Genomic DNA, 13,111 nt, shown 5'->3' on the forward strand with positions numbered 1-13,111 from the left:
TCGTCTGGGACGATGGGCGCCATGGGGTACCACGGATGGCAGGGCGACCCGCCGGGAGCCGAGGACGAGGCACGCCGCCGGATCGTGCAGGCGGCGATCGCGTGCATCGACCGCGCCGGGCTGGCCAAGACCAACCTGTCCCACATCGCGGCGGAAGCGGGCGTGACCCGGCAGACCGTGTACCGCTACTTTCCCAGCCTGGCCGAGATCCTGCGCGCCGTCGCCCACGCGGGCGCCGACGAGTTCGCCGAACGGATGCGGCGGCACCTGTCCGCGTTCGACAGCCCGGTCGAGGTCGCCGTCGAATCCGTCGTCTTCGCGGTCCGCAGCCTGCCCGACGAGCCTTATCTCGGTTTGCTCCTGCAGGCCGGGGAAGCCGACTACTTCACGGCCGGAACCGCCACGCCGCCGTCGTTCTCCCTGGGCGCGCGGATCCTGCGCGACACCGAGGTGGACTGGTCGGCCGCCGGGGTGCGCACTGACGCCGAACTCGAAGAACTCGCCGAGATCCTGATGCGGCTGTTCATGTCGTTCCTGCAATACCCCTCGACGCCCCCGGCGACCGACGACGAACTGCGCGGGATGGTGCGCCGCTGGATCGGCCCGGCACTGCGCGGGTGATCCCGGCACGGCGTCGGGCGTCCACAAAGGACGCCGTCGGTCCGGTCAGGACCAGGTGACCGGAGGCTCGTGCACCCCGAGGTAAACCTCGCAGTCGCCGAGGGGGTCGTCAGCCTGGACCTCGGTCAAGGCCCTGGCCGGTGCGCTCGCCCGCCGTGCTCCGGACGCGGGCGCCGGCGGTGGTGGGTTCGGGGATGTGCTCGTGTCAGCAGTGGCGTCAGCGCGACCCGAAGGTGCCCGGTTGTCACGGCAGTCGCATACACCCCCGCGCTTGCGGGTAGTGCTTCAAGACGGCCGACGACGCTGTGCTGGCTGTGGAAGCTCGTGCGAAGGGAACGGTGAACGTGAACATCAACAAGCTGCTGTACCGGCCGATGGGCATGCTGTTCGGCGTGCTGGGCGGTCTGGCCGCCAACGCGGCGTTCGAACGAGCGTGGAAGGTGATCGCCGGCACCAAAGAGGCGCCCACCCCCCTGCAGAAGGACCGGGGCTGGGGCGAGGTGCTCTTGGCGGCGTCCGTCCAGGGAGCGATCTTCGGCCTGGTCAAGGCGGCGGTCGACCGGGGCGGCGCGACCGGCTACGACAAGCTCACCGGGCAGTGGCCCGGGGACACCGACAAGCACGACAGCGCCTGAGATCCGCGGCACCGCTGCCGCGAGCTCAGCGGACTTCAGCGCGCGGCAGTGTGCCGGGGGTGCGCAGCGGATACCCGGAGGGTGTCGGTGCGCCGTTCGAGGAAGAGGTCCGGATGGACGAGGTGGGCGAGGTTCGCCGGGCTGCGGTCCCGTTGCACGAACCGACGGAGCTGGAGCCGCTGCTGGACCGGATCGGCGACGCTCGTTACGTGCTGCTCGGCGAAGCGTCGCACGGCACTTCGGAGTTCTACTGGTGGCGCGCGGAAATCACGCGGCGGCTGATCGCCGAACAGGGCTTCTCCTTCGTCGCGGTGGAGGGCGATTGGCCGGATTGCCACCGGCTGCACTGCTGCGTGTCGGGTGCGCCGGGCGTCCCGAAGGACCCGGCGCAGGTGCTGTGGGAGTTCGACCGGTGGCCGCGGTGGATGTGGGCCAACGAGGAGGTCGCCGAGTTTGCGCGCTGGCTGCGCGAGTTCAACGCGGCCCGTTCGGCCGGGCGTCCGCCGGTCGGGTTCCACGGCCTCGACGTCTACAGCCTCTGGGACTCTTTGCGCGCGGTGCTCGGCTACCTGCGGCAGCACCGGCCGGAGCACGTTGACCGCGCTTTGGCCGCGTGGCGCTGTTTCGAGCCGTACGAGCAGCAGCCGCAGCGGTACGCGAGGGCCAGCGCGATCGTGCCGGACGGCTGCCAGGACGAGGTCGTGGCGCTGCTGGCCGAACTGCGCCGCGCGAGGGACGGCTCGTCGCCGCCCGGGCTGGACGCGGGCTTCGTCGCCCGGCAGAACGCCGAGGTCGTGGCCGGCGCCGAACGCTACTACCGCGAACTGGTGCGCGGCGATCGGCGGTCCTGGAACGTCCGCGACCGGCATCTCGCCGACACTCTCGACCGGCTCGTGCGGGCATACGGCCCCAAGGCCAAAGCGGTCGTGTGGGCGCACAACACCCACGTCGGGGACGCCCGCGCCACGGACATGGCCGCGGCCGGAATGCTGAACCTCGGGCAGCTGGTGCGCCAGCGGCACGCGCGAGAAGGCGTGGTCACCGTCGGATTCGGCAGTCACCGCGGTTCGGTGATCGCGGGCGAACGCTGGGGTGCGTCGCCGCGCCGGGTAACCGTCCCTCCGGCGCGCGAGAACAGTCTCGAAGGGCTGCTGCACCAAGCCGTGCCCGACGACCACACGCTCTTCGTCTTCCCGGACCAGCCCTCCGGCTGGGCCGACCAGCTCCGCGGCCACCGCGCGATCGGCGTGGTCTACCGACCGGACTCGGATCGCGGCCACTACGTGCCCACCGTTCCGGCCCGCCGCTACGACGCCTTCGTCCACTGCGATTCCAGCAGCGCGCTGACCCCCTTGCACCCGCTCGAGGACGAACTGGTCCCAGCGGAGGCCGAGACGTATCCGAGCGGACAGTAAGTCCAGGAACGACGCTTCCGGCCGCCGGTCCGCTGGGTATCGGAGACGCGAGTTGTGGGTATCCGACCGCGCACAGACCTTTGCCGCTCAGGAGACGACATGCGCTACCAGTCCGCCGGTCCCGCGACGAGCCGAGCGCCCCGCCGTTCGTGGCTTCGGATTTTCGGGGTCGGCCTGCTGTTGTGGGTGCTGACGGTCGTCGTCACGTTCGCGACCGGCAACCCCAATCTGGTGCCGACGCTGGTCCTGCTGGGCAGCTTCCTCGTGCCCGTCACCTTTGTCGCCTGGGCGTTCGGGCGGCAGCACAGCGGCGAGGTGACCGCGGAGCTGCTGCTGAACACGTTCGTCACCGGCGGCGTGCTCGGGGTGCTGGGCGCTTCGCTGCTGGAAACCTACCTACTGCACCCGTCGCCCGGCCTGTTCTTCGGGGTCGGTCTGGTCGAGGAGGCCGTGAAACTCGCCGCTCTGGCTTTCCTCACCCGCCGCCTGACCCGCAAATTCGCCGTGGACGGCATGATTCTGGGTGCTGCGGTCGGCTTCGGCTTCGCCGCTTTCGAATCGGCTGGCTACGCCTTCACAGCATTGTTCACCGAGCACGGCCTCTCGCTGGTCGATCTGGTCCAGACGGAAATCCTGCGCGGCCTCCTGGCACCGGTCGGCCACGGACTGTGGACCGCGATCCTCGGAGGAGTGCTGTTCTCCGCAAGCGACCATCGGCACTTCGCGCTCACGCGCCGCCTGCTCTTGTCGTACCTCGGCGTCTCGGTGCTGCACGCCCTGTGGGACTCCATGCACGGCATTGCCCTGACCCTCACGCTGCTGCTGACCGGCACCCCGACGCAATCCCAGCTGCTTCAGGAGGGCTATCAAGTACAGCCGACTCCCTTGCAAGCCAACCTCTTCACGATTTTGAGCTGGGGCGGCCTGGCTGTACTGGCTTTGGTCGGCGTGGCATGGCTGCTCCTGGAACGCCGCGGCGCTAGCCGGGGCACGCAGTCCGGGGTGCTGTGGCGAGTGCCGACTGTCCGAATGTGACACTGCCGCTCGGACCGCAGTGCGCGAGCGAAACTCCGCGCTCAGTACGGTCGCGCGGTCAGTCCTCGGTGAGGTCTTCGGACGGCCAGCGGGTAAGGAACGCGCCGAGTGCGTCGTCGATGAGCTTGCCTTGTTCCGTCGGTTCGTGCCCGGGGCCGAAGTGCTCGCTGAATGCGTCGCCCACGACGTCGATCATGGCTTCTTGCTGGTCGAGCGTGGGTTTATCCTGCACCCGAAATGCGGCCAACAGTTCAGGGTCGTGCTTCTCCAGCAGGCTGGTCACGATCGGCTGGAACCGGTTGCGGAGGCTGTCCAACACCGTGCTCGCTCGTGCCTCTGGCCTGTTCGTGTTCATGCCGACCCTGTCGTGTTAACCGTGGCGTCCTTGCCGACGTAGCTGCACTGCGGAATGTTCAGTGACACCGGCTGCGAACTGCCCGTGCGGGGCAGCTCGCAGCCGGTGGATGTCGTGTCAGCTCTGTCAGGGCAGGCAGAGGGTGGCGAGTCCTATTCCCGGCCAGCGTCAGCAGGAACAGCCACGTGCTTTGCCGCGGCTGGCGGATGCCTCGCCCGGCCGCAGGCAAACCCTCGCGATCATCCGCTCGGGTCAGCGAGGCTGATCAGCCCACCACTTCTGCCCGCTTTCCGGCAACGTCTGGATCGGGTCGTAATACGGGTACTTCCGCTGCAATGCCTCCCGGTCCTCGTGTTCGATCCCGGTCCGGTAATTCTTCGTCCAGTACGAAATCCCCAGATCCCGGTCGTACTCCGCCACCTGGTGCACCCACCGTTTCCCCACATAAGGAACATCGCACACGATCCGCGGCGTCGCATACCCCGGCAAGTAGCCCATGATCGAATGCTGCAATTCCTGCGCTTCCCACACGGCGACCCGCCAATGCTCCGCATTGGGAATCATGTCGCACATGTAGAAGTAGTACGGCAGAATATTGGCCTCGCCCTGCAAAGCGAAGCAAAGATCCAACAGCGCGGCCGGAGTTGCGTTGACCCCGCGCATCAGAACGCCCTGGTTCCGCACATCCCGCACGCCGACCTGCAAGGCCGTCCTCGCCGCCTCCGCGACCAGCGGCGTCACCGACTGTGCGTGGTTCACGTGCGTGTGGATGGCCAGGTTCACCCCGCGCGCCTGGGCCGTCAGGGCGACCCGCTGCAAGCCCTCGGTGACCTTCGGCTGGAGCCAGTGCTGGGGGAGCGCCGCGAGCGCCTTCGTGGCGAGGCGGATGTCGCGCACCGTCTCGATGTCCATCAGGCGCATCAGGAACGACTCCAGCTGCGGCCACGGCACGTTGGCCACGTCGCCGCCGGAGACCACTACGTCGCGCACTCCGGGGGTGCGCTTGAGGTAGTCGATCATCGCGTCCTGGCGGTCGACCGGCTTGAGCGCGAGCTTGTGCTTCTCGACCTGTTCGGTCGAGTTGCCGACGAGGTCCATCCGGGTGCAGTGCCCGCAGTACTGCGGGCAGGTCGAGATCATCTCGGCCAGCACCTTGGTCGGGTAGCGGTGGGTGAGCCCCTCGACCACCCACATCTCCGCCTCGTGCAGCGAGTCGCGTTCGGCGTGCGGGTGGCTCGGCCACCGTTCGTGCCGGTCGCTGCGCACCGGGAGCATGTAGCGGCGGATCGGGTCGGCGTGGAACGCCTCGGTGACCTTCGCCGGGTCGGTGCCCGCGTGCGGGGCCATCGTGTTGATCATCTGCGGCGGCAGCAGCATCGACATCGTGGCCATCTCGCGCTGGTCGGCGAGCAGGTCCTCGTAGAACCGGTCCTCCAGCAGGTCGCCCATCAGCGCCCGCAGCTGCTTGACGTTGCGCACGCAGTGCACGCGCTGCCACTGCGCGTCCCGCCATTCTGCCTCGGTCACGTCGTGCCAGCCGGGGAAGCGGCGCCAGTCGGGTTCCACCAACTCGGCGCGGACGTACTCGTACGGCTGGTCGAAGGCGGCGGCAGTCGGCACAGGTTCCTGGATCGCAGTCATCTGTACTCCTAGTCGTCGGGAACGCGTGAAAATATCCTGCCATAACGTTAGTCGACCGTAAATCTTTCTGCATGATGACCCGGTCTGCCCTGCTCGGAAGGGCAGGCGAGAGACTCGGGGCGTGAACGACAGCACGACGCTCCTGCTCGGCGGCCGCCTCTACACCCCGTCCTCGCCGGACGCCACCGCGATGGCGGTCTCCGGCGGCACCGTGGTGTGGGTCGGCCAGGACGCTCCGGCCCGCGCGCTGCACCCGGACGCCGAGGTGGTCGACCTGGGCGGGGCGTTCGTCGCGCCGGCGTTCGTGGACGCGCACGTGCACGCCACCTCCACCGGCCTGCACCTGACCGGCCTCGACCTGACCTCCGTGCGCAGCTCCGCCGAACTGCTCGCCGCGGTGCGCGAAGCCGTCGTTCCCGGGCAGGTCCTGCTCGCGCACGGCTGGGACGAGTCGTCCTGGACCGAGCAGCGGCTGCCGAGCCGCGCCGAACTGGACGACGCCGCCGGTGACACGCCCGTCTACCTGAGCCGCGTCGACGTCCACTCCGCCCTGGTGTCGAGCGCGCTGGTCAAGCTCGCGCCGGGCGTCGAATCCGCCGCCGGATGGTCCGCCGACGGCCCGCTCACCCGCGACGCCCACCACCGCGTCCGAGGCGCGGTCCGCGACGCGGTCACCCGGCCGCAGCGCCAGGCGGCCCAGCGCGCGTTCCTCGAGACGGCCGCCGCGCGCGGGATCGTGTCGGTGCACGAATGCGCGGGCCCGGACATCTCCGGCGAGGAAGACTTCGCCGACCTCCTCGCACTGGCCGACCCGAGCCTGCCCGAGGTCGTCGGCTACTGGGGCGAACTCAACGGCCTCGAGACCGCCCGCCGCCTCGGCGCGCACGGGGTCGCCGGAGACCTGTTCGTGGACGGGGCCCTCGGCTCCCGCACCGCGGCCCTCACCTCGCCGTACTCGGACGAGCCCGGCACCTCCGGCTCTCTCTACGCCGACGCCGGGGTCATCGCCGACCACCTGGTCGCCTGCACCGAAGCCGGGCTGCAGGCGGGGTTCCACGTCATCGGCGACGCCGCCGTGGGCGAAGTGGTCGAGGGATTCCGGCTCGCCGAGAAGCAGGTCGGCCAGCGGCCCCTCGCCGCGTGCCACCACCGGCTGGAGCACCTGGAAATGGTCACTGCGGAGCAGGCGCGCGCACTCGCCGGATGGGGCGTCGTCGCGTCCGTGCAGCCGTTGTTCGACGAAGCCTGGGGCGGCGACTCCGGCATGTACTCCGAACGGCTCGGCGCCCGGGCGACAGCACTGAACCCGTTCGCACAGCTCGCGGCGGAAGGAGTCGTGCTCGCTTTCGGCAGCGACGCGCCGGTGTGCGCGGTCGACCCGTGGGCGGCGGTCCGCGCGGCCGTGCACCACCACACTCCCGAAGCGCGCCTCTCCGCTCGCGCCGCCTTCACCGCCCACACCCGTGCCGGGCACCGCGCTGCGGGCGTCAACGACGGTGTGACCGGCAGCCTTGTCCCCGGCGCGCCCGCGCACTACGCGATCTGGGACGCGGCCGACCTCGTCGTAGCGACGGCCGACAGCCGCGTGCAGCGCTGGTCCACCGACCCGCGTTCGGGCGTGCCGCCGCTGCCGAGGCTGGAGCCGGGCACGCCGTTGCCGCGCTGCCTGCGCACCGTCCGCGGCGGCACGGTCATCTACGACGAGTTCACACCGGCCGCTTAGAGTTCCGGGTGTGGCAGTGAGCGTGGCGGGCGCCGAATCGGGCGTTCCGCACAAGACCAAGCGAAAGCGGGCGTGGAAGCCCTGGCTCGCGCGCGTCGCGGCGACGGCGGCGACGGGCTACGGCTACTACCTCAGCTTCGCGCCGCGCCCGCTGTGGTGGCTGGCCCCGATCGCGTTCGCCGCGTTCGCGCTGGTCCTTCGTGGACGGTCGTTCCGCGGCGCGTTCGGGTACGGCTTCGTGTTCGGCATGGCGTTCTTCGTGCCGCTGCTGGTGTGGCTGCAGGACTTCCTCGGCCGCGACTTCGGGCCGCTGCCGTGGCTGGCGCTGTCGTTCGCGCTGTCCCTCTACTTCGGACTCGCCGGGTTCCTGATCCGCGTCGTCTCCCGGCTGCCTCTCGCGCCGCTCTGGGGCGCGCTGGTCTTCGTCGCGCTCGAAACGCCGCGCGCGTGGTTCCCGCTCGGCGGTTTCCCGTGGGGCCGCGTCGCGTTCAGCCAGCCCGAGGGCGCGTTCCTGTCGCTGGCATCGGTCGGCGGCGCGCCGCTGGTCGGCCTCGCCGTCGTGCTCACCGGTTTCGGCCTGGCCGCGGTCGTCGCCCGGCTCTGGCGCACGCGTAAAGCCTGGGACCGCGCGCTCGTGTGGCCGGCCGTGCTCACCGTGCTGCCCGCCGCGGCCGGGCTCGCGGTGTGGCCGACGATCGGAACGGAGGCGCAGAACGGTTCGCTCACCGTCGCTTCCGTGCAGGGCAACGCGCCGGACATCGGCCTGGACCTGCAGGGGCAACGCGGAGTGCTGCGCGCCAACGCCCTCGCCGAGAGCGCCCGCCTGCTGCAGAAAGTCCACTCTGGACAGGCGCCGAAGCCGGATCTGCTGCTGTGGCCGGAAACCTCGACCCCGCTCGAGGGCGACGACCCGGGCGTCGACCAGATGGTTTCGGCCTTCGGCTCTCCCGCGATCATCGGCGCGCTCGTGCGGACCCCGGACGGGGCGGCGGAGAACTCCGCGGTCGTCTGGGATCCGAACACCGGCCCGGGGCAGCGTTACGTGAAAAAGGATCTGGTGCCGTTCGGCGAGTACGTGCCCGCCCGCGCCGTCGCCCGGCTGGTGACGCCGTTCATCGACGACACCCGCGACATGCGTCCCGGCGACGGCTCCAACGCCGCGCTGTCGGTCGCGGGCGCCAAGGTCGGCGTGTTCATCTGCTACGAATCGGCGTTCGACGGTCCGGCTCGCGACGCGACCGCCGCAGGCGGCGAGCTGCTCGTCGTGCCGACGAACAACGCCTGGTACGGACCGGGGGAGATGAGCTACCAGCAGCTGGCGATGGCGCGGCTGCGCGCGGTCGAACACGGGCGCGCGGTGGTGGTGTCGGCGGTGTCCGGGGTGAGCGCGTTCGTCGCCCCGGACGGGACGATCACCAGCTCCACCGGCCTTTTCACGGCGGATGCCCTGGTCGGGCGCGTGCCGCTGCGCACGCAGACTACGCTGTCGGATCGAATCGGTGCGTGGACGGAGTACGGACTGCTGGCGTTGGCGATCGCGGGTGTCGCCGGCGGGTTCGTGCTCCGTTTTCGCACCCGGCGCGGCACGGCGGCGCCGACGGGGACCACAGCAGGGGAAGCGGCGGGCTGACCCGCCGGATGCGGAGGAGACGGATGGCGCAGGCGCCGCGGGGGGCCGAAACGATCGAACCGGTGCTGGTGGTGATCCCGACCTACAACGAGCGGGACAACCTCGCCCCGGTGCTGGACCGGCTCCACAAGGCACTCCCGGACGTCGACGTGCTCGTCGTCGACGACGGCAGCCCGGACGGCACCGGCGAGCTGGCCGACGAGCGCGCGGCCGCGGACAAGCGGGTGCACGTGCTGCACCGCACCGCGAAGGAAGGTCTCGGCAAGGCCTACATCGCGGGGTTCCATTGGGGGATGGAGCGCGGCTACGCGACGTTCGTGGAGATGGACGCCGACGGCTCGCACGCGCCGGAGGACCTGCCGCGGCTGCTGGACGCGGTCGGCGACGCGGACCTGTCGATCGGGTCGCGGTACGTGCCCGGCGGCAGCACGGTGAACTGGCCGCTGCGCCGGACGCTGCTCTCGCGAGGGGCGAACCTGTACTCGCGGATCGCGCTGGGGATCAAGGTGGCGGACATGACCGCCGGGTTCCGCGCGTACCGCCGTCCGGTGCTGGAGAAGCTGGCGCTGAACGAGGTCGCCTCGCACGGCTACTGCTTCCAGATCGACCTCACGCGCCGCACCGCGGACGCCGGGTTCGACATCGTCGAGGTGCCGATCACCTTCACCGACCGGGAAATCGGCGTGTCGAAGATGAGCGGCGGGATCATGTCCGAGGCGTTCTTCCGGGTCGCGGAGTGGGGCGTGCAGCGCCGCCTGGCCCAGCTGAAGAGGCTGCTGGGCCGAGGCTGACCGGCTGCTAGCCCAGGACGCGGTAGGTGAGGTGTTCGGCGCGCGGCGTCGACACCGCACCGAGCGGCTCCAGCCGCACCGGTCCGGGATTTCCCTGGGGGAACAACGGCGTTCCGTCGCCGAGGACGATCGGCGCGAGGTGGATCCGCAGCACGTCCGCCAATCCCGCGTGCAGGACCTGCGACGCGATCGATCCGCCGCCGCCCACGGTGACGTCTTTTCCGCCCGCGGCAGCGCGAGCCTGCTCGACCGCGCTCGCGAGGCCGTCGGTGACGAACCGGAACCGCTCGCCCAGCCGGGTTTTTTCCGGCCGCGCATGGGTGACGACGAACACCGGCACCGCGGGGACCCGGTCCTCGCCCTCGCCGTAGCCGTCCACGTCGGGCCAGCCGTTCGGGCCGTCCACGACGTCGAACATGGTGCGGCCCATGACGACCGCACCGGTTTCGGTGAACGAGCGGTGCAGGATCTCCGAGTCGCGCGGCGTCGGGTCGGACACCCAGGCGTGCAGCGGTTCGCCGCCGACGCCGAGTCCGTGTTCGGGCCCGGCTCCCGGGGCGGTGACGTAGCCGTCCAGCGACATCGAGATGTCCACGACCACCCGGCTCGCTTCCGGCCGGTCCGCCGCGCGCGCGAGTTCGTCGAGCCGGTCCATCGAATCGCGGACGCCGCGTTCCATTCCGCTCGCGACCATGGCGTCGCGGGTCTCGACGCTGGGGAAGACCGACCGGGTCCGCAGCCGCGTCCGGCCGTCGACGTCCTCGAAGGTCAGCGTTTGCAGGCTGACGTTGCCGGGCGCGCCCTCGTACTCGAAGGTCTGGACGATCCGCTCGGCTCTGTCCACGGCGTGGAAGACGCCGCGGAACACGTGCTCGCTGCCGTCGGGAGCGACGTGCACGTAGCGGTACGCCCCGCCGGAGTGCGCGGCGAACTCGAGGATCCGCATCTCGACGTCGCGCGGACCGAGCCAGCGGGTGAGCAGGCCGGGGTCGGTGTGCGCGCGGAACAGCTGAGCGGGCGTCGCGTCGAATTCGCGGACGACCTCGATGAACGGGCTGCCGGGCTGGGCGGTGATGGTGGTCGGGTTCGCGGTCATCGGTCCTGCTCCTTGGTCTCTTCGAGAAGGCTGTCGAGGCGGCGGTATTCGCGTTCGCGGGTCAGCCGGTAGGTGTCGATCCAGCTGGTCAGCTCTTCGAGAGCGGCCGCGTTGAGGTGGCACGGGCGGCGCTGGCCGTCGCGGCTGCGCGTGATGAGCCCGGCCGCCTCCAGCACCTGGACGTGCCGCGACACGGCTTGCTTCGTCACCGGGAACGGCTCGGCCAGTTCGTTCACGGTCGCTTCTCCGCGCGACAGCCGGGCGATCAGCGCGCGCCGGATCGGGTCGCCCAGCGCGGTGAACGCCCGGTCCAGCCGGTCCTCGACGTTGTCAACGGGCATCTTTATCAACCGATCTCTTTATCAAGCGGTACGTTGACAATAAGCCCGTCGCGTCGCGGGAGCAAGAGGGGAAACGGGATTCAGCGGACCTTGCGCACCGAGGTCGTCTCGACGTCGGCCGCCGCACCGCTCGCCGCGACCGGCCTGAGCGGCGGGATTGGCTGCCCGGCCTCGTCGACCAGTACGGAGTGGTCTTCGCCGGGGGAGAAGGCGTGCCGCTCGCCCCACTGCCGGAGGGCGACGACGACGGTGAACAGGTCCCGTCCGGCCGGGGTGAGCGAGTAGACCTGCCGTTTGCCCGACTCGGCGGTCCGCCGGTCCAGGACGCCGCGTTCGACCAGGCGGCGCAGCCGGTCGGCGAGGATGTTGCGGGCGATGCCGGTGCGGTGCTGGAAGTCGGTGAACGCCCGCGCGCCGTCCATCGCGTCGCGGACGATCAGCAGGCTCCACCGGTCGCCGACGAGGTCCAGAGTGCGGGCCACTGGGCACGACGGGTCGGTCCAGGCCGGGGTGTCGCCCACGATCAGGTGCCTCCTCGATGAGTTGCTCTTTGAAACCATTCTGCCGTACGGTGCAATCAGTTGCAATTCGCTACTGATTGGGGGAGTCATGGGCCTCACCACCGGCCGCCGGACAGTGTTCGCCGCCGTGTGCGCGGTCGCTGTCGCGAGCATCTACGCCGCTCAGCCTGTGCTGGCAGAAATCGGCCCGGACCTGGGCGTGCCGGACGCTGATCTGGGCTGGATCGTCGCCGCCGGACAGCTCGGCTATCTGGCCGGACTCGCCGCGTTGGTGCCGCTGGGCGATCTCGTCGACCGGCGCAAGCTCATCGCCGCGCACCTGCTGCTGACCGCCGTCGGCGCCGCGCTGGCCGCGGTCGCCGCACAAGCCTGGCTGCTGCTGACCGGACTAGCGCTCGCCGGCCTCTTCGCGGTGGTCGTGCAGACGACAGTCGCCTACGCCGCCGCTCTGTCGACGCCCGAGGAACGCGGACGCACCCTCGGCGTCGTGACCTCGGGTGTGGTCATCGGCATCCTCGGCGCACGGGTCGCCGCCGGCGCACTGGCCGAACTGTGGGGTTGGCGCAGCGTCTACGTCGCGCTCGCGGTACTGCTGGTGACGCTCGCCGGTGTCGTACTTAAGACGATGCCGCCGGATCCGCGTCGCGACGGCACCACGTATCGGCAGGTGCTGACTTCGCTCGGCGGCCTGTTCCGCGAGCCGCTGTTCCTCTCACGAGGGCTGATCGCGTTCTTCCTGTTCGCATCGTTCGGCACGCTGTGGAGCGGTCTGTCGCTGCCGCTCGCCGCGGACCCGTGGAACCTGAGCACCGCGCAGATCGGCTTGTTCGGGCTGGTCGGTCTGGCCGGCGCGCTGGGCGCCGCCCGCGCCGGACGCTGGGCCGACCGCGGATGCGCGAGCCTCGTCACCGGGGGAGCGCTGATCCTGCTGACGGCGTCCTGGCTGGCGGTCGGCCAGCCGTCGCTGTGGCTGCTGGGGCTGGGCGTGCTGGTGCTCGATTTCGCCGTGCAGGCGGTGCACGTCAGCAATCAGCACCTGCTCACCGCGGCGCATCCCGACCGCACCAGCAGCGTCATCGGCGGCTACATGATCTTCTACTCGCTCGGCTCCGCCCTGGGCGCGGCCACGACCACGGCGGCGTTCGCGACGGCGGGCTGGACCGGTTCGAGCGTCTTGGGCGCGGCGTTCGCCGGGTGCGCGTTCGCGGTCTGGGCGGCAGCGAGGTTCGCCCGGGGTCGGGCGGAGGTCCGGGCTTGTTCGGCCTCCTGAGCCCGCCGCGAAGGCGACGCGGACGCGGAACGGCCCC

13 protein-coding genes are annotated in these 13,111 nt (G+C 70.6%); 8 read left to right on the plus strand and 5 right to left on the minus strand.

Annotation, left to right across the window (positions count from 1 at the left end; all coding sequences use genetic code 11):
• Positions 1-21: 21 nt before the first annotated feature.
• The 4 genes from ATK30_RS40825 (at position 22) to ATK30_RS40840 (ending at position 3,706) form a co-directional block, all read left to right on the plus strand.
• Positions 22-621, plus strand: a complete 600-nt coding sequence (locus ATK30_RS40825; protein ID WP_101440035.1) for a TetR/AcrR family transcriptional regulator — start codon at positions 22-24, stop codon at positions 619-621.
• Between the two features lie 344 nt (positions 622-965).
• Positions 966-1,256 (plus strand): DUF4235 domain-containing protein, encoded by a 291-nt coding sequence (locus ATK30_RS40830; protein WP_312878533.1) that lies wholly within the window; start codon positions 966-968, stop codon positions 1,254-1,256.
• Between the two features lie 59 nt (positions 1,257-1,315).
• Positions 1,316-2,671 carry an erythromycin esterase family protein gene (locus ATK30_RS40835; protein WP_244194875.1) on the plus strand — a complete coding sequence of 452 codons (1,356 nt, stop codon included), beginning with the start codon at positions 1,316-1,318 and terminating at the stop codon, positions 2,669-2,671.
• A 99-nt stretch (positions 2,672-2,770) separates the two neighbouring features.
• Entirely contained in the window at positions 2,771-3,706 is a 936-nt protein-coding gene (locus ATK30_RS40840; protein ID WP_101440036.1) for a PrsW family intramembrane metalloprotease, read from the plus strand.
• 58 nt (positions 3,707-3,764) lie between these two features.
• Here the strand turns inward: ATK30_RS40840 and ATK30_RS40845 are convergent, their stop codons facing one another.
• A complete protein-coding gene (locus tag ATK30_RS40845) occupies positions 3,765-3,989 on the minus strand; it encodes a hypothetical protein (RefSeq protein ID WP_143271484.1) in 225 nt (74 codons plus the stop codon).
• 324 nt (positions 3,990-4,313) lie between these two features.
• A complete protein-coding gene (locus ATK30_RS40850; protein WP_208637554.1) occupies positions 4,314-5,702 on the minus strand; it encodes a KamA family radical SAM protein in 1,389 nt (462 codons plus the stop codon).
• A gap of 121 nt (positions 5,703-5,823) precedes the next feature.
• Here ATK30_RS40850 and ATK30_RS40855 point away from each other — a divergent pair, with 121 nt between their 5' ends.
• From ATK30_RS40855 to ATK30_RS40865, 3 genes are read left to right on the plus strand one after another with little or no spacing between them, the layout of a single operon-like run.
• The gene (locus ATK30_RS40855) at positions 5,824-7,425 is read left to right on the plus strand and encodes an amidohydrolase (RefSeq protein WP_101440038.1); all 1,602 of its coding nucleotides are present in this window, start codon (positions 5,824-5,826) and stop codon (positions 7,423-7,425) included.
• A 10-nt stretch (positions 7,426-7,435) separates the two neighbouring features.
• On the plus strand, positions 7,436-9,055 hold the full coding sequence (lnt, locus tag ATK30_RS40860; RefSeq protein WP_101440039.1) for an apolipoprotein N-acyltransferase: 1,620 nt from the start codon (positions 7,436-7,438) through the stop codon (positions 9,053-9,055).
• Positions 9,056-9,078: 23 nt separating this feature from the next.
• Positions 9,079-9,846, plus strand: a complete 768-nt coding sequence (locus tag ATK30_RS40865) for a polyprenol monophosphomannose synthase (protein WP_101440040.1) — start codon at positions 9,079-9,081, stop codon at positions 9,844-9,846.
• A 7-nt stretch (positions 9,847-9,853) separates the two neighbouring features.
• On the opposite strand, the gene ATK30_RS40870 is transcribed toward ATK30_RS40865, so the two are convergent.
• The 3 genes from ATK30_RS40870 to ATK30_RS40880 form a co-directional block, all read right to left on the minus strand.
• The gene (locus tag ATK30_RS40870; protein ID WP_101440041.1) at positions 9,854-10,942 is read right to left on the minus strand and encodes an SRPBCC domain-containing protein; all 1,089 of its coding nucleotides are present in this window, start codon (positions 10,940-10,942) and stop codon (positions 9,854-9,856) included.
• Positions 10,939-11,283 (minus strand): ArsR/SmtB family transcription factor, encoded by a 345-nt coding sequence (locus ATK30_RS40875; RefSeq protein ID WP_101440042.1) that lies wholly within the window; start codon positions 11,281-11,283, stop codon positions 10,939-10,941. The genes ATK30_RS40870 and ATK30_RS40875 overlap by 4 nt, the downstream gene beginning before the upstream one ends.
• Before the next feature lie 80 nt (positions 11,284-11,363).
• Complete coding sequence (locus tag ATK30_RS40880) at positions 11,364-11,843, minus strand: winged helix-turn-helix transcriptional regulator (protein ID WP_101440043.1); 480 nt, start codon at positions 11,841-11,843, stop codon at positions 11,364-11,366.
• 49 nt (positions 11,844-11,892) lie between these two features.
• Between ATK30_RS40880 and ATK30_RS40885 the strand changes: the two genes are divergently transcribed.
• Positions 11,893-13,074 (plus strand): MFS transporter, encoded by a 1,182-nt coding sequence (locus tag ATK30_RS40885; RefSeq protein ID WP_101440044.1) that lies wholly within the window; start codon positions 11,893-11,895, stop codon positions 13,072-13,074.
• Positions 13,075-13,111 lie beyond the last annotated feature (37 nt).

The sequence above is a fragment of the Amycolatopsis echigonensis genome (assembly GCF_002846615.1).
GTDB lineage: Bacteria > Actinomycetota > Actinomycetes > Mycobacteriales > Pseudonocardiaceae > Amycolatopsis > Amycolatopsis echigonensis.